At 45.6% G+C, this 16,388-nt stretch carries 18 protein-coding genes; 6 read left to right on the top strand and 12 right to left on the bottom strand.

Annotated elements, in window-relative coordinates; all coding sequences use genetic code 11:
• Positions 1 to 119: 119 nt before the first annotated feature.
• The 5 genes from ABDW33_RS01590 to ABDW33_RS01570 all read right to left on the bottom strand — a co-directional run bounded on the left by ABDW33_RS01590 (position 120) and on the right by ABDW33_RS01570 (position 3,292).
• Positions 120 to 545, bottom strand: coding sequence for an organic hydroperoxide resistance protein (locus ABDW33_RS01590; RefSeq protein WP_343688316.1), 426 nt, complete (start codon positions 543 to 545; stop codon positions 120 to 122).
• 11 nt (positions 546 to 556) lie between these two features.
• Entirely contained in the window at positions 557 to 985 is a 429-nt protein-coding gene (locus tag ABDW33_RS01585) for a MarR family transcriptional regulator (RefSeq protein ID WP_343688315.1), read from the bottom strand.
• A 162-nt stretch (positions 986 to 1,147) separates the two neighbouring features.
• The gene (locus ABDW33_RS01580) at positions 1,148 to 2,023 is read right to left on the bottom strand and encodes a hypothetical protein (protein WP_343688314.1); all 876 of its coding nucleotides are present in this window, start codon (positions 2,021 to 2,023) and stop codon (positions 1,148 to 1,150) included.
• 181 nt (positions 2,024 to 2,204) lie between these two features.
• On the bottom strand, positions 2,205 to 2,666 hold the full coding sequence (locus ABDW33_RS01575; RefSeq protein ID WP_343688313.1) for a hypothetical protein: 462 nt from the start codon (positions 2,664 to 2,666) through the stop codon (positions 2,205 to 2,207).
• 44 nt (positions 2,667 to 2,710) lie between these two features.
• Positions 2,711 to 3,292, bottom strand: a complete 582-nt coding sequence (locus ABDW33_RS01570; protein WP_343688312.1) for a Crp/Fnr family transcriptional regulator — start codon at positions 3,290 to 3,292, stop codon at positions 2,711 to 2,713.
• 94 nt (positions 3,293 to 3,386) lie between these two features.
• On the opposite strand from ABDW33_RS01570, the gene ABDW33_RS01565 reads away from it, so the two are divergent.
• The 3 genes from ABDW33_RS01565 (at position 3,387) to ABDW33_RS01555 (ending at position 6,497) form a co-directional block, all read left to right on the top strand.
• Positions 3,387 to 3,581 carry a hypothetical protein gene (locus tag ABDW33_RS01565; protein WP_116852099.1) on the top strand — a complete coding sequence of 65 codons (195 nt, stop codon included), beginning with the start codon at positions 3,387 to 3,389 and terminating at the stop codon, positions 3,579 to 3,581.
• 4 nt (positions 3,582 to 3,585) lie between these two features.
• A complete protein-coding gene (locus ABDW33_RS01560) occupies positions 3,586 to 5,043 on the top strand; it encodes a cryptochrome/photolyase family protein (RefSeq protein WP_343688311.1) in 1,458 nt (485 codons plus the stop codon).
• 128 nt (positions 5,044 to 5,171) lie between these two features.
• On the top strand, positions 5,172 to 6,497 hold the full coding sequence (locus ABDW33_RS01555; protein WP_343688310.1) for an amino acid permease: 1,326 nt from the start codon (positions 5,172 to 5,174) through the stop codon (positions 6,495 to 6,497).
• Between the two features lie 16 nt (positions 6,498 to 6,513).
• Here the strand turns inward: ABDW33_RS01555 and ABDW33_RS01550 are convergent, their stop codons facing one another.
• On the bottom strand, positions 6,514 to 6,882 hold the full coding sequence (locus tag ABDW33_RS01550) for a helix-turn-helix domain-containing protein (protein WP_343688309.1): 369 nt from the start codon (positions 6,880 to 6,882) through the stop codon (positions 6,514 to 6,516).
• Between the two features lie 96 nt (positions 6,883 to 6,978).
• Between ABDW33_RS01550 and ABDW33_RS01545 the strand changes: the two genes are divergently transcribed.
• Both ABDW33_RS01545 and ABDW33_RS01540 read left to right on the top strand, forming a co-directional pair.
• Positions 6,979 to 7,707 (top strand): MBL fold metallo-hydrolase, encoded by a 729-nt coding sequence (locus ABDW33_RS01545; RefSeq protein ID WP_343688308.1) that lies wholly within the window; start codon positions 6,979 to 6,981, stop codon positions 7,705 to 7,707.
• 3 nt (positions 7,708 to 7,710) lie between these two features.
• The gene (locus ABDW33_RS01540; RefSeq protein ID WP_343688307.1) at positions 7,711 to 8,493 is read left to right on the top strand and encodes a class I SAM-dependent methyltransferase; all 783 of its coding nucleotides are present in this window, start codon (positions 7,711 to 7,713) and stop codon (positions 8,491 to 8,493) included.
• Between the two features lie 378 nt (positions 8,494 to 8,871).
• Here the strand turns inward: ABDW33_RS01540 and ABDW33_RS01535 are convergent, their stop codons facing one another.
• The 3 genes from ABDW33_RS01535 to ABDW33_RS01525 all read right to left on the bottom strand — a co-directional run bounded on the left by ABDW33_RS01535 (position 8,872) and on the right by ABDW33_RS01525 (position 11,707).
• Positions 8,872 to 9,873, bottom strand: a complete 1,002-nt coding sequence (locus tag ABDW33_RS01535; RefSeq protein ID WP_343688306.1) for an aldo/keto reductase — start codon at positions 9,871 to 9,873, stop codon at positions 8,872 to 8,874.
• A gap of 73 nt (positions 9,874 to 9,946) precedes the next feature.
• Complete coding sequence (locus tag ABDW33_RS01530; protein ID WP_343688305.1) at positions 9,947 to 10,825, bottom strand: helix-turn-helix domain-containing protein; 879 nt, start codon at positions 10,823 to 10,825, stop codon at positions 9,947 to 9,949.
• Between the two features lie 201 nt (positions 10,826 to 11,026).
• Positions 11,027 to 11,707, bottom strand: coding sequence for a GNAT family N-acetyltransferase (locus ABDW33_RS01525; protein ID WP_343688304.1), 681 nt, complete (start codon positions 11,705 to 11,707; stop codon positions 11,027 to 11,029).
• Positions 11,708 to 11,842: 135 nt separating this feature from the next.
• Here ABDW33_RS01525 and ABDW33_RS01520 point away from each other — a divergent pair, with 135 nt between their 5' ends.
• The gene (locus ABDW33_RS01520; protein ID WP_343688303.1) at positions 11,843 to 12,532 is read left to right on the top strand and encodes a DUF92 domain-containing protein; all 690 of its coding nucleotides are present in this window, start codon (positions 11,843 to 11,845) and stop codon (positions 12,530 to 12,532) included.
• Positions 12,533 to 12,678: 146 nt separating this feature from the next.
• Here the strand turns inward: ABDW33_RS01520 and preA are convergent, their stop codons facing one another.
• The 3 genes from preA to ABDW33_RS01505 all read right to left on the bottom strand — a co-directional run bounded on the left by preA (position 12,679) and on the right by ABDW33_RS01505 (position 16,279).
• Complete coding sequence (gene preA, locus ABDW33_RS01515) at positions 12,679 to 13,947, bottom strand: NAD-dependent dihydropyrimidine dehydrogenase subunit PreA (RefSeq protein ID WP_343688302.1); 1,269 nt, start codon at positions 13,945 to 13,947, stop codon at positions 12,679 to 12,681.
• Between the two features lie 35 nt (positions 13,948 to 13,982).
• On the bottom strand, positions 13,983 to 15,305 hold the full coding sequence (locus tag ABDW33_RS01510; RefSeq protein ID WP_343688301.1) for an NAD(P)-dependent oxidoreductase: 1,323 nt from the start codon (positions 15,303 to 15,305) through the stop codon (positions 13,983 to 13,985).
• 107 nt (positions 15,306 to 15,412) lie between these two features.
• Complete coding sequence (locus ABDW33_RS01505) at positions 15,413 to 16,279, bottom strand: nitrilase-related carbon-nitrogen hydrolase (protein ID WP_183285999.1); 867 nt, start codon at positions 16,277 to 16,279, stop codon at positions 15,413 to 15,415.
• Between the last annotated feature and the right edge of the window lie 109 nt (positions 16,280 to 16,388).

Genomic DNA, 16,388 nt, shown 5'->3' with positions numbered 1-16,388 from the left:
ATGGAAGAGGTTATCTCAAAAGTAATCTGGAAGCGCAGGTATTCGCTGATACGAATTTCACTTCATCAGGTACCCGGCTACACCAGGTAAATTTACTTTTGAAATAACCTCCTGCTGTCTTATTCACCTTCAGCAGTCACATTGAATGTGACATTGATATTACCTCTTGTCGCATTGGAGTAAGGACATACTTCATGTGCCCTTTCTACCAGTTCTTTTGCCTGTTCTACTTCCACGCCCGGAATATTCACGTGCATATCCACAAACAAAACAAAGCCTACTCCTTCTTTCTTCAATCCGACTTTAGCAGTAACGGTTGTAGTACCGGTTTGTACTTTTGAATTCCTGATCATGAGGTTCAGCGCGCTGTCAAAGCAAGCTGCATAACCTGCTGCAAACAATTGCTCAGGGTTGGTAGCTCCGCCTGCACCACCCATTTCTTTCGGGATCCTTACATCCAGTTCCAGCAATCCATCGGTAGATTTAACATGACCATTTCTACCACCTGTTGCGGTTACTTCTGTTGAATACAAAGCTTGTTCCATGATTTAATATTTTAAATGTGTCCTACTTTTTGTAATAATTTATGCAATGTAGCACGTAACTGTTTTAGTTCTTTTTCACTCATATCCATTTCACATGCCAGCTGTGCCGGTATCTTCTCAGCGCTCTTCTCCATTTTTTTGCCGGCCGGTGTCAGGGCAATATTCACCACCCGCTCATCCTGTTCATCTCTGGTACGCTTTACAAGGCCTTTTTCTTCCAATCGCTTCAATAAGGGCGTCAGGGTACCACTGTCCAGGTACAACAGCTCACCCAGTTCTTTCACCGTCATAACGCTATGCTCCCATAGCACCATCATCACCAGGTACTGAGGATAAGTAAGCCCCAGCTCCTCCAGCAATGGCCGGTAGAGGGCAGTGATCTGCCGGGAGGCCGCGTACAGCGGAAAACAAACCTGATTTTCCAGTTTCAGCAAACTCATATCTTCTCATTTGGTTTATCAAAATTAAATTGTGCACAATTAATTTCCAAATAAAAAACAAATCCTGTGCAGTACCTTCCGTCAATATATTTCTACTCCTCTTAAAACGACAAAAGCTTTTGCCGGTGGCAAAAGCTTTTGTCATCGATTCATAAATTCTATCTATTGCTCTGTACTAATTCCTTTATTATCCGACGCCATTTTCAGTTCGGTCGGCGCCACCGCCATCGCTGTATGCTCTATCAATTTCTCACTGATCAACTTCCCTTTTTCGTCATACTCCTTTACATACCCCTGGTTTTGTCCCATTTCATGCAGTGTACTTACCAGCCCATTAGGATAAAACTTTTTTGTAATCACAGAGTCTTTTCCCTTCACCAATTCCTCACTCAGTAATCTGCCATTCGGATCAAACTCCCTGGTCACCATCATCTTTTGCAGCTGGTTTACCTCCTTCCATTGCTGTAGCTTTCCGTCAGGAAAGAAACTCCTGCGCAGGTTTGCTCCATTGCCCAACTCCTTGTAAGTGTATTCCAGGGTACCCTGCTCATACTCCCTGGTACTATCCAAACTACCATCCTGTGTATAAAGATTCTCCCTGATCAGGGTTTTGTTCTTAAATACTTTTTCCCGCTGAATATACCCGTCTTTGAACTCTGCTTCAGAAATCAGGACTTTATTATCAAAGACCTGGCGTTTACCGTTCAGCTTATTATTACGCAACTCCATGGTAATCATCAGGAATGACTGATCATTACTGAATATTTTCCTGGCAGTTCTGTCTAAAGTCCCATTGTTATCCACATAAAAATAAAAACGGCTCTGGTCTGGCCATTCAGTCACATAATACCCTTCACCCAGGGTAGAACTATCCTTATTGAGTACGGTAATTGTCTTTACACGACTTCTTTCTTTCTCCTTTCTGATTAGCGTAGACCCATCCAATGACTTATACTGTTGTGCATAACTATTTGATACAAAAGCACATAAAACCAGACCACAAAAAGTCAGTTTTAAATAGGTTAGGGAGTAATTCATTGGGTAAATATATAAATAATTAATAATAAGGCATATGTTAATTTTATTCTTAACCTACTGTTCAATTAAGATGAAAATCTTATGACGATGTTACTGGCACCTCATTTTTTTAGTAATAGTGCATCTTTAGTTGCCGGGGTGAGTTGAAAAATTTCTCTACCTTAATAGTCCTTAACGCTGTTTATCCCCTTATCCAACCCGTCGAAAAATAAAGCAGCCAGCCAATAAATAACAATTGCAAAGGCAACCTGAAATACAAATATTCAATACCCGGTCCTTCAAAATTGGCCTTTTCCATATTCAGGTGTATCATAGCTGCATATATATTCGCTGGCAACATGACAATAAAGAGCAGGATTAACAGGTTGCCGGCAATATATCTTCCGGCAGGGAATAATAACAGGATACCCAATGCCACTTCCACAATACCGGTTAAATACACCACTGCTAATTTAAACGGGATTACAGGGGGCAACATCATCACCATCCCTTGTGTAAATTTAAAATGGCCGACAGCTGTCAACATTAACATACAGCACATGGCAACATTTCCTGCAAACGTTATTTGCCATACCCCGGTGGTGAACCTGGCAATGACAAGCGATAAAATGAAAGTGACTAATAATACAATCAAAGGTTTCATGTTGCAAATTTGAATCATCCGCAACTGAACGAAAATGATGTATGTTAGTTTCCCATCAGTTGCTTCCTGATCCGGCTTAAACTTTCGGGTTGAATACCCAGGTAAGAAGATAAATGCTTCACTGAAATATTACTTACCAGTTGGGGCGCTCTTTGCAGTAGCCCGGCATACCGCTCTTCTGCTGTGCGGGACAACAGGTCCATTTCCCGCCTCAGCCTTTTTACATATTGATACTCAGCCATCAGGCGCCCTATGCGCTCTCCGTGATGCGAGCGGGCATAAAAGGATTGTAACACCTGGTAGTCGATCACGACTACAGTAGCCTCCTCCAGTACTTCTATAAACACCCGGCTTGGTTCCCTGGTGATAAGGGAATAATAGGCGGTTACAAAATCCCCGGCAAACTGAAAGTCTACCGTAAATTCCTTGCCATCACGAATAAAGTAATGACGTGTGGCGCCGGTATTCAAAAAATAGAGCTGATTTTCCACTTCCCCATCCCGGAGCAGGAATTCACCTTTTTTATACGTTTTGAGGTGCAGGGTCTGCGCAAAGTCCGTCCATTCAGCATCACCAAGTGGCTGAAAACTGAATACAGCGGCCTTCATCTGGTTAAAATCACTCATTTTATAAAAATAATAAATCCGGCGCATTCTACTATAAACGTGCCAGCCGCAGCGGCATATTATTTGTAATCTTCCTTAGTAAAACACAATCTATATGGAAAAGCGCGTACTGGGCGTTGTATTCACCATATTGGGCGCCCTGGGATTAGTAATGGCCGCGGTTAATTTTGTAAATGCCGGCGGCGGTACCAGAAGTGTAAAGATGATCGTCATTTACACATTGCTGGGTATGGTATTCTTTTTCTCCGGCATGGGCCTGATCAGAAATACAAAAGACCGTCCTTCCTGATCAGATGGAGATTGGCCTCATATATCCGCATCAGTTATATAAGCATTATTGCCACCTGCCCCCGCATGTATATGTGGTGGAAGATGAACTGTACTTTTCACAGTACAACTTTCACCAGCAGAAGATATTATTGCACAGGGCATCTATGCAGTACTACGCCAGCCGGCTGAAAGCTGGCGGGCATGTAGTACATTATATTGAAGCGCATGATAAGCGGGCACAGACCCGTCACCTGTTTGAATACTTTTCTTCCCATCATGTCTCCGCCGTTCATTATATAGACACGACTGATTACCTGCTGGAAAGAAGAATAAAACGGTATAGCGGGCAATACAAGATCACCCTCCACCGCTGTCCCTCTCCCAACTTCATCGGCGATTTGTCGTACTTTGACCAGGACAATAAATACTTCATGGCTTCCTACTATAAATCTGAAAGGAAGCGGTTGAACCTGCTCATGAATGGCGCTCACCCTGCGGGTGGGAAATGGAGCTTTGACACAGAGAACAGGAAAAAGATGCCCCCCAATATAGCAGTGCCAGCTATGCCCAGCTTTCACTATGATAACTTTGATGCCGCAAAGCATTATGTACAGCAGCATTTTGGAAGTAACAGGGGAAATATTTCCCAATTCAATTACCCTGTTACACACCGGCAGGCAGAACGGATGCTGATCTTTTTCCTCAAAGAGAAACTAACACATTTTGGGGCCTACCAGGATGCAATTGTGCGGGAAGAACATTACCTCTTTCATTCCATTTTATCTTCCTCCCTGAATATAGGGCTACTCTCTCCTGAAACGATTATTAAAAAAGCGATCAGTTATGGCAGCCGGCATCGTATTCCCCTCAATGCACTGGAAGGATTTATCAGGCAGGTGATTGGATGGCGTGAGTTTATGCGTGCTGTATATATAAGAGAGGGCGTAAAACAACGTACTACCAACTTCTTTGGCTTTACCCGCAAAATCCCCAACTGCTTCTATACAGGAGAAACAGGTATTCCACCTATAGACAATACCATTCGTAATTTGCAGAAGCGTGCTTATGTACATCATATAGAACGATTGATGGTATTGGGCAATTTCATGTTGCTATGTGAGTTTGATCCGGACGATGTATACCGGTGGTTCATGGAGTACTTTATTGATGCCTATGATTGGGTGATGGTACCCAATGTATATGGCATGAGCCAGTTTGCAGATGGAGGCCTGATGAGTACAAAGCCTTATATCTCATCTTCAAATTATATCCTGAAAATGAGTAACTACAGGCGCGGCCCGTGGTGTGAGATCTGGGACGCCCTTTTCTGGCGGTTTATGTATGTGCATCGCGATCTGATTAAGAACAATGCACGGTTGTCAATGTTAAAGATCCCGGAGGAAAAACAGCAGTATTATATAGAGATAGCTGAAAAGTATCTGGCAAAAATTTGTGACGCGATGGAACCAACGGGGAAATAAATACGCTGCTGACAATCACAGGCCCTTGCTGCCTCCGGCGAAACCCCACCTGCTTCCCAACACATGCCATCCACTCCCCAACCCACTGACTACAAAAAATGAGATAAAAGTTTTACTTTTACGTATATATGAGTCAATCTCAACTCTCCCGTCACCTTACCTTACTGCAAGCAACTGCCATCAATATGACCGACATGGTCGGCATCGGCCCATTCGTTGTCCTGAGCGTAGTCGCAGAAATTATGCATGGTCCGTGGTTCCTCTACGCCTGGATAGCTGGTGCTATCCTTTCCTTCATCGACGCTATGGTCTGGAGTGAACTTGGTACCACCTTCCCCGCAGCAGGTGGCAGCTACAATTTTCTGAAAGAGAGCTTTGGTCCCCGCACAGGTAAACTGATGAGTTTTCTGTTCGTATGGCAAACCATGATTCAGGCCCCGCTGGTCATCGCATCTGCAGCCATTGGTTTTGCACAATATACCAGTTACCTGCATCCGCTAGGTTTCTGGGAAACGAAGGCCGTCAGCGGTTCAGTCATCATCCTCATCGTATTCATGCTTTACAGGAATATTGAAACCATTGGCAAGATCAGTGTCACACTCTGGATAGGCGTACTGGTCACCATGATCTGGATCATCGGCGGCGGTATGACCCAGGGCCATTTCCTGGAGCCAGTCAAACATATCAATGATGGCCTTGAATTCAATATGGTATTTGGCTCAGCGCTGGGTGCTGCCAGTGTGAAGTCCGTATACAGTTACCTGGGGTATTACAATGTATGTCATCTCGGCGGTGAGATCATTGCCCCGCAGAAGAATATCCCCCGCAGCATGTTCATCTCTATCGCAGGTATTGCTGTACTATATCTCTGCATGAATATCAGCGTGGCTTCCGTACTGCCTTTAGCCCAGATCGAGCAAAGCAAATTCGTGATCAGTGAATTCATTCAACAACTCGCCGGTCCTACAGCTGCAATGATAGCTACGGTACTCATTCTCTGGATTGCGTTTGCCTCTGTATTTTCTGCGACGTTGGGATATAGCCGTATCCCATATGCAGCAGCAAAAGATGGCGCATTCTTCAAGGTCTTTGCCAAATTGCATCCTACTAAGAACTTCCCATATATCTCCCTCCTGGTACTGGGAGGCGTTGCATTTGTATTCAGTATGTTCTTTAAACTGAAAGAAGTGATCAGTGCCATTCTGGCCATGCGTATTTTAATTCAGTTTATCGGGCAGGCTATTGGGTTACTGGTGCTGAGTAAGCGTAAAGGCAGGAACTTTATGCAGTGGAAAATGCCACTCTACCCCTTACCGGTCATTCTGGCCATCCTCATCTGGATTGGTATCTTCCGTTCTACAGGTGGTATCATGATGCTGGCTGGAATGGGAGTTACCTTATTAGGTATCCTCATTTACTACCTGAAAAATCAATTGAAGTTACCCATTTCGTAGTCAACAAATGGTGGCGTTACCGCTGACCATTCGCTACCTTCTTCTTGTCTTTCAGGTCCTGCACCTGCGCTGCTGCGTGCACATTGGCCCAATTCTCCAACGCTGCCAGTGCAGGACCCAGTGCTTTCCCTTTCTCCGAAATGCGGTAATATACTTCCGGCGGAAATACCTGCCGCTCCTCCCGGACGATCAGACCATCTGCCTCCAGCTGCTTCAGGTGATCCAATAACACTTTCTTCGCCACCCTGGGAATATTGCGCCACAGATCTGTAAACCGGATCTCTTCCTGGTGAAACAAATGAAACAGGATAATCGGCTTCCATTTCCCCGACAATACCTCCAATGCCACATTCAACCCGCAATGTTTAAACTCCGTATAATTCATGGTTACAAAAAAGTATACTGGTTACCTTTCTGTCAACTTCATCCGTTTTCTACAAAATCAGCTGACCTTCGTCCTGTCAAAATTAAAGGAATTACCATGAAGTTACAATTGCTGCGAAATGCGACACAGATACTGACCGTCAATGACAAAAATATCCTTATTGACCCGATGCTGGGACCCAAAGGCGCTTATGATACCATCATTATGACAGATAATGGCCTCCGAAATCCACTGGTGGACCTGCCCGTAGACCCGCAGGACATGATCAGACAGATCGATGCGGTGCTGTTAACACACCTGCATAATGACCACTGGGATCCTGTAGCAAGAGAACTACTTCCTAAGCACATCCCGCTCTTCTGCCAGACAGGAGACGAAGACAAGGTTCGGGAAGCAGGGTTTACCAACGTTACCCCCATTCGTCAGTCTGCAACATGGCAGGGCCTGACCATATACAGAACCAGTGGTCAGCATGGTACCGGTGAAATAGGTACCCTGATGGGCAAAGTATCCGGTTACGTGATCAATGACCTGTATCTTGCAGGAGATACCATCTGGTGCGAAGAAGTAAAAACCGCTATTGATAGTTACCAGCCCAAACATATAGTGCTCAATGGTGGCGCCGCACAATTTGTAAAAGGTGACCCGATTGTAATGAGTATTGCTGATATCAAAAAGGTCCGCGACTATGCACCGGACGCACAGTTGATCATCGTACATCTTGAAGCCGTGAACCATTCCAGGGAGGGGCGCCAGCAGATAAAAGCAGCCTTCCCGGATCAAAATGTCCGGGTACCTGATGACGGGGAATTGTTTTATATTTAAAATATGAAAACTTCCACCTCTTATGAACGTGCCGCCATGCCCCAGGGTACTGCCGCAGTACTTGACACCCGTACCGTAGAAAATGCCAACGCTAATCTATTATCCGTTTTACAACCCGGGTTATCTGTACTCGATGTAGGTTGCGGCAGTGGTACAATTACAAAAGGCATAGCAAAATATGCAGGGAAAGTGACCGGGATAGATAGAAGTGAAGAGCTCATCTCACTGGCAAAAACGAATGCAGGCAATGTTAACTTCCTGGTGGGGGATATTATGGATTATTCGCCGGAAGAAAAATTTGATATCATCACCACCGCCCGTACACTGCAATGGATCGCTGCCCCGGAGGCTGTAATCAAAAAAATGGTGACCTTGTTGAACCCAGGAGGGGTACTTTGTGTACTTGATTATAACCATGAAGCCATCAGGTGGGATCCGGCACCGCCGCAATCTATGCTGGATTTCTATGCTGCCTTCCTGAAATGGCGGGCCGATGCTGGTATGGATAATGCTATTGCAGACCATGTGATTGACCTGGTGCATGTGCAGGCGTTAAAGATCAATGTGTCTCAGCAGGATGAGTATATGGAGCGTGGGATGGAAGGGTTTGATACACATATTTCGCTTTGGAAAAAAGTAGCAGAGACGAGGGGGAACCAGCTGGTAGCAGATGGGTATATTACAGAAGCTGCCAGGCTGCAGGCTATTGAAGAATATGGGGTATGGGCACGGGAGGAAGCAAAGAGCATGCGCCTGTACCTGAAGGCGACGCATGCCACTTTTTAGTTATCCGGTAGTTGTTATTTGATTGATTCAGGTGCTGGTAAATTATATACGGAGCATGGTAATGCGCCCTGTGGGTATTCAACAGTTCAAATTGATGGAGCTGTCGTATTAAGCACCCATCGGCATTGTACTGTGCGAATCATATCTATACCTGAGCATTCAATGAATTTATACTTGTGTGTCATACCTGACGCCTTGGGTATTCAAGTGATTTATACCCGACACCTTAAATATTCAGGTGATTCATACTGTATGAATCATACCTGACGCCTTGGGTATTCAAGTGATTTATACCCGACACCTTAAACATTCAGGTGATTCATACTGTATGAATCATACCTGACGCCTTAGGTATTCAAGTGATCTATACCCGACACCTTAAACATTCAGGTGATTCATACTGTATGAATCATACCTGTCTCCAACGGCAGTCCCAAATGATTCCAGCTGTGCAACTTCTGCCTGTGACAAGACCACTTCGGCTGCAGCAGCATTTTCTTCAATGTATTTAACACGTTTTGTACCCGGAATGGCCGTTACGCCTTTCGAAAACACCCACGCCATTGCCAGCTGTGAAGGCGTCAGCCCCTTTGCGGCTGCAAGAGCCTGGATACCCTTTACCAACTCCAGGTTCGTGTAAAAATTCTCTCCCTGAAACCGTGGAATATATCTCCTGAAATCATCTGCCGGAAAATCGTCAGGGCTTTTCAGTTCCCCTGTAATAAAACCTCTGCCCAGGGGCGAATAAGCTACAAAACCTACCCCTAGTTCACGAACTGTATCTAATACTCCGTTCGTCTCCACTTCCCTTTCAAAAAGGGAATATTCAGTCTGTAATGCAGAAACAGGATGTACCGCATGTGCTTTACGGAGTGTGTCAGGCGATACTTCAGAAAGGCCCAGGTATTTTACCTTCCCTTCTTTCACCAGCTCACCCATCGCGCCCACTGTTTCTTCAATAGGCACGGCAGGATCTGCACGATGCAGGTAATACAGGTCTATATAATCGGTGCCCAGGTTCTTCAGGGAACGCTCAATTGCTTTGCGTACATATTCAGGACGGCCGTTGATCACGCTCCAATCCAGGTTGTCATTGTCATCGATGTAAAAACCGAATTTCGTAGCGAGGATAAATTTCTCCCGGTTTCCTTTGATCGCTTTTGCTACTAACCTTTCATTCAGAAGAGGACCATAAGCATCTGCTGTATCCAGCCAGTTAATACCGAGTTCCAGTGCGCGGTGTATAGTCGCAATAACGGCTGATTCATCTGCCTTGCCATAGATGTCGTTACCTCCGGTAGGAGTCATCCCCATACAGCCTAAGCCCTCTATAGGCACTTCCAGTCCCTGGTTGCCTAATTTTACTCTTTTGATTGCCATAACGATATTTGTTTTATGACATCAAAATTAGGCTAAGCGGATCCGGAGAAATTATACTTTTCAAAGGATTAATTTAAAGTTTCACCTCGTTCCGGGCTTTTAACGGGGTGACGCCTGCATGCTTCCTGAAAAAGTTATTGAAGTAAGAGGCGTATTCAAAGCCCAGGCCATAGGCAATGTCGGCTACACTCATATCTGTATGCTTCAGCAACGACTTTGCCTCCGCCATTATACGATCATTGATATGTGCTGTGGTCGACTTTCCTGTCACTTCCTGCACGGCGGCATTCAGGTGGTTTACATGCACAGCCAGCTGGTCAGCATAATCGCCCGCTTTCCTGAATTGCAGGGTAAACCGGGGCGGGTCTACCGGAAACTGTCGTTCCAGTAAGGTCAGGAATAACTGGGTAATTCTGCCGGCAGCATTCTTTGGCGGTGCGTAGGCAACTGCCGGTTCCATTTTAATGGCTTCATGGATGATCAGCTGCACCTGGCTCCGCATCAGTTCATACTTATAGAGGTATTCACTGGCAGCTTCATCTCTCATACGCATGAAAATACTTTTCAGGTAGTCTGTCTGCTCCGGGCTCAATAAATACACGGGATCCCCGCCAGGTTTAAACAAACTGGAGTCTTTCAGACTTTCCATACGCCCGCCCTCAAACAGGAAGGCTTCAGTAAACACACAGAAATAGCCACTCACTTCCACGTCCGCGTTATCTGCCCAGCTATAGGGAATCATCGGATTGGTAAAGATCAGGGCAGGCTGATCAAATTTGATGTTCTTATTGGCATAGAATAGCTCCCCGCCACCTGACAGGATCAGGGAAATCTTATAGAAATCCCGCCGGGTATAGGACGAAAGGGTACATTGATTCTCTCCTGTAGCGGCGATGCGGAATGTTCCCCCGATCTGCTCAAATTTCAGTAACTCGTAATCTGGATGTGCCATGTTCAAAATTACACTTTTCAAAGGAAAATACACAATACGCCCTCCCGTTGAAAGAATGCTAACCGAATCTATCTATTCTCCCATCCCGGCAGTTCAAACTGTGTAAACGCGATCCTCCTTTGCGACCTAAGCCCTAACTTCTCATATACCTTCACCGCCCGCTCATTAGTTGCTGTCACATGAAAAACGGAACGATCCTGGTTATCTTTCCCATCCCAGCAGCTCAAACTGTGTAAACGCGATCCTCCTTCGCGACTTAAACCCTAACTTCTCATATACCTTCACCGCCCGCTCATTAGTTGCTGTCACATGCAAAAACGGAACGATCCCCGCGTCAAGGTTCCTTGCTACCACATGCCCCACCAATTGCTGTGCATAACCCCTACCGGTAAAATCCGGATGTGTTGCCACTGCGCTCACCTCTGTGTATCCTTCTAACTTCATCCTTTCTCCAGCCATCGATACCAAACGTCCCGCCTGGAAGATCCCGAAATAATCACCCAGCAACGGCGTCTCCTCATGAAAAAAACCAGGCAAAGCAATATTGATCAACGTCAACATGCCAGGCAGGTCTTTATCCTCCAATTTAACTACTTCCGCCGATGACACGGCAGGCTTCACCTCGCATAACATCTGCAAACAATCCACCTGTCTTAAATATTTCCAATTCTTCGGCATCACAGGCACATCCCCTACGGTAAACATCTTCTCACCAACTGCCAGCCAGTCGCTCAATTCATTGTACGGTGCCGTTTCCGGGTGTGCAGCCCCCATCACCTGCAATACCCCTCGTCTATATCGTTGTACAATGGGTGTTCCCTGTGCCAATGTGCGGTGTACTGTCTGTAATGCATGCCATACCGGGTTATCTAAAATTGTCATAATACACCAACCGTAAATACTATGCCATAATTCATATATCCTTCATACACCTGGACAGGTGGGAGGATGTATGCGTTTTCATTATTATTATTCCATGCCGCTGATCCAAACAAGGAATGGCTACCTTTGTGGGCTATGTTATTGCCTACATTTTTTAATAACGTGTTCATTCTGACCGCGCTGCTCGTTGTAGCAGTGCTATGTGTCCTTGCCAAAAAGTTAACACCTGCGGCAGGAGTAGCTGCAATTGTAGTAGGATGGCTGATATTCGCAGGAGCCGGGTATGTGGGGGAGTTGCAGTTGTTTACATTCTTTGTATTGTCAGTATTGGCTACGCGACATGGACGGGCAATAAAAGGAAAGGCACATGGTGAAATGCGGGATGCATTCCAGGTGTTTGCAAATGGTGGCGTAGCTGCGATATTGGCAGTGTGTGCGATGATCGACTACGATCATACAGCAGTATATACACTCATGATCGCGGGATCGCTGGCAGCAGCAATTGCGGATACGTTGTCGTCTGAGTTAGGAATGGTGTACGGGAAGCGAACATTCAATATACTAACGTTCAGGAGAGAGGCAAAGGGATTGGATGGGGTGATTAGTATCGAAGGAACCTTAATAGGGGCGGCAGGAGCGTTCATTATTGCGGGGATCTATATGTGGGACAGCAGTTTATGGATTATAACGGTAGCGGGTGTAGGTGGGAATGTGATTGATTCAGTACTGGGGGCGACGCTGGAGAGGAAAGGAGTTATTGGGAATAATGTTGTGAATTTTTCCAATACGGCGGCGGGAGCGTTGATAGCGTTCTTGTTGTTGTAGAAAATAGAAATCAGGAGGTAATCCTGATCAAACAATTTAAAAAATAAAAAGGCAAACCTAAACAGATCCACCTTTTCCAAAACATAAAAAATAATTTATCAGAATAGTCATTGAACTGCCTTGAATCAAGAAAATCATTTCCCCGGTCAATGATCATTTAACGGCAATCCCCGTCGCTGAAACTCCTTCCAGTTAAGATATTCATCTCCACGACGCTGCTCTTTCATCGTAATACAATTATCCACCGGGCACACCAACTTACACAGGTTACACCCTACACATTCATCCTCCTTAATAGCATACGTATTATATGGCTTACCATAAGACAAACTGATTGCCTGATGAGAACCATCTTCGCAACTGATATAACACAATCCACAATGGATACATTTATCCTGATTGATATTCGCCACAATATGATAATTAATATCCAGCTCTTCCCATTGCGTCAGTGCAGGCACTGATTTACCAATAAAATCATAAATAGTAGCGAACCCTTTTTCATCCATCCAGTTATTCAATCCTTCGCAGAAATCCTCAATGATCCTGAATCCATATCGCATAGCGGCTGTACATACCTGCAGACTGGTTGCTCCCAGCAGCATAAACTCGACTGCATCACGCCATGTACTGATACCACCAATTCCTGATACCGGTACAACGGAAGTGATCGGATCCTGACTGATGGTCGTTAAAAACTTGAGGGCAATTGGTTTTACCGCGGGGCCGCAATAGCCGCCAAAAGTCGATTTGCCACCTACATTCGGGTTGGGTATAAAGGTGTCTAAGTCTACCCCTGTTACTGACTGAATGGTGTTGATGAGTGACAGGGCATTGGTGCCACCTGCTACCGCGGCTCTGCCGGTGGGAACGACGGAATGTACATTGGGTGTTAGTTTTGTGATGACAGGAATGTGTGCGGCTTCCATCACCCATTCAACTACCATCTTTGCTATTTCAGGATCCTGCCCTACTGCTGCGCCCATCCCCCGTTCTGTCATGCCATGCGGACAGCCGAAATTCAATTCTAGTCCATGAGCTCCTGTGTCTTCTACCTTTTTTATCAATTCATGCCAGCTTTCCCTGTTATTATCTGCCATGAGGGATACAATCATTGCCCTGTCGGGAAACAAGCGGATACATTCTTTTATTTCCTTCAGGTTGATGTCTAATGGCCGGTCGCTGATGAGTTCTATATTGTTCAGGCCCATGACACGATAGCCGTTATAATCTATTGAAGAATACCTGGACGATACGTTTTTCACCTGGCTACCCAGTGTTTTCCAGACAACCCCGCCCCAGCCGGCTTCGAAGGCGCGGAGCACATTTACTTGTTTATCGGTTGGCGGGGCACTGGCTAACCAGAACGGGTTGGGAGATTTAATGCCTAAAAAATCGGTTGAAAGGTCTGCCATAAATTATGTTTCATACAGGTGTAAAAAAATACCTATCACTTTTCAAACAAATATTCCATGATCGCTTTTGCCCCCTCTTTGCCTGCCTGCACCGCATCGACCACCTCCTTCCCACCATTCACACAATCTCCCCCTGCAAAGACCCCTGGTAAGCTGGTCGCCCCCTGCTCATTGATCAATACCCTCCCCTGATCATTGTCGATATCCGGAGACGCCACCATGTAAGGTAGCTGCCCCGTCGCCTTGATCACCATATCCACATTCAGGGTGATCAGCTCTCCTGTGCCCACAGGCGATTTCTTTTCGTCCAACTTCATCACTTCACATACCAATGTCTTTACCTGCCCGTTCTCTCCTGTTATCTCTTTCGGTGCGGCGAGCCAGATAATATCACATCCATCCAGTTTCGCAATATCCAATTCTGCTTGTGTACAGGGCATTTCTGCCGCTGTCCTTCTATAAACAAGTGTTACCTCTTTTGCACCCAAACGCTTCGCCTGGGTGGCCGCATCTATGGCTGTCATGCCCATTCCGATAACAGCCACTGATTCTCCTACCGGCACCTCCGGATAGCCTTTTGTCCGGATCTCGTATATGAAACGAATGGCGTCTACCACGCCTTCTAATTGCTCGCCATCGATAGATAATTGTCTTGCCAGCCCCACACCATATGCCAGGTATACTGCATCATACTGTTGCTGCAGTGTTGCCAATGATACATCCTTACCCAGCTGCATATTGTACAATATATCTATTCCACCTATCGAAGTAATATAATCCACTTCTTCCTGGCAGAACTGCGGTGTCACTTTATAAGCTGCAATACCATAGGTCATCAGTCCTCCACCTTTGCTCTCTTTTTCATAAATCGTCACGTCCACCCCCGCCCTTGACAACGCATGAGCACAACTCAGTCCTGCCGGCCCTGCACCAACGACGGCCACCTTCTTACCGTTTGAAGGTTGCCTGGTAAATAACGGCCATTGCTCATGGATGGCGGGTTCTGTGGCATAGCGCTGTAATTTTGCAATAGGAATAGGTGCCTCTTCCATGAGATTATATACACATGCACCCTCACATAATTTTTCAACCGGGCATACTTTTGAACAACCGCCTCCCATGATATTGGCAGAGAAAATAGTATAGGCCGCTCCTTTCAGATTCCCGGTTGTAATCTGTTTAATGAATTTGGGGACATCAATACTGGTTGGACAACTTTTTGTACACGGTGCATCATAGCAGAACAGGCAACGATTTGCTTCGACCAGTGCTGCATTGCGGGTTTCGAATGGAGGATGTATATCGCTGAAATGCTTGTCATATTCCTCATTAGTTAACCTGTGATTGAGAAGGGCCATAACAATAATTTATAGTTCTGAGAATGGCGATGTGTGGGGACTGTAAAGCCGGATACAACTTTTTCTTTACTCAGCAAGAACGCATTAGCTCATGCTCCACAAGCGGGCTATAGTTCCGTCAGCTTCCCATACGTCTCCGGTCTTCTATCCCTAAAAAACTGCCATACACTTCTCACCTCATCGATCATGCCCAGATCAAACTCTGCCACCAGCAGTTCATCTTTATCTTCAGAAGCCTGCGCAAAGATCTGCCCACGCGGGTCTACGAAATAAGAAGAGCCGTAAAACTTACCCAGATTCCATGGTTTTTCTTCTCCTACCCTATTGATACACCCCATAAAGTATCCATTGGCTGCTGCATGGGCAGGCTGTTCCAGTTTCCATAGATATTGCGAAAGTCCCGCCACTGTAGCAGATGGATTGTATACGATCTCTGCTCCATTCAACCCTAATACCCTTGCGCCATCCGGGAAGTGACGATCATAACATATATAAATCCCGACTTTAGCATATCGTGTCTGAAATACCGGATACCCCAGATTGCCGGGTTTGAAGAAGAATTTCTCCCAAAAGCCGGAGGTATGTGGGATATGATTCTTCCTGTATTTGCCCAAGTATTTACCATCTGCATCAATGATAGCTGCTGTATTGTACAATACGCCGGCCTGCTCTTTTTCATACACCGGCACAATAATTACCATGTTATATTTTGCCGCATAGGCTGCCATACGATCAGTCGTCGGACCAGGTACCGGCTCGGCTGATTGATACCAATCGCTGTTCTGTCCCGGGCAGAAATAAGGTGTGTTGAAGATTTCCTGTAAACAAAGGATCTGTACCCCCTGCTCACCAGCTGCTTCTATGAGCGGTACATGCTTTTGAAACATGGCTTCCTTTATTTCTTCAATGGTGCCTTCGCCTTCTGTTTTTGGTAAGCTCATCTGAATTAAGCCGGATTTGATAATGCGTGACATGCGGTTCTATGATTTTGGTTAAATAATTCTGTCAATGCGAACACTGAAGATTTACGACATGTTGTGCGGCCTGGGAGAAAAACCGCCCTGAAGAAGTGAGTATTATTAA

The sequence above is a fragment of the Chitinophaga sp. genome (assembly GCF_039596155.1).
Classification (GTDB): domain Bacteria; phylum Bacteroidota; class Bacteroidia; order Chitinophagales; family Chitinophagaceae; genus Chitinophaga.
This window is presented reverse-complemented; position numbering and strand designations above follow the sequence as displayed.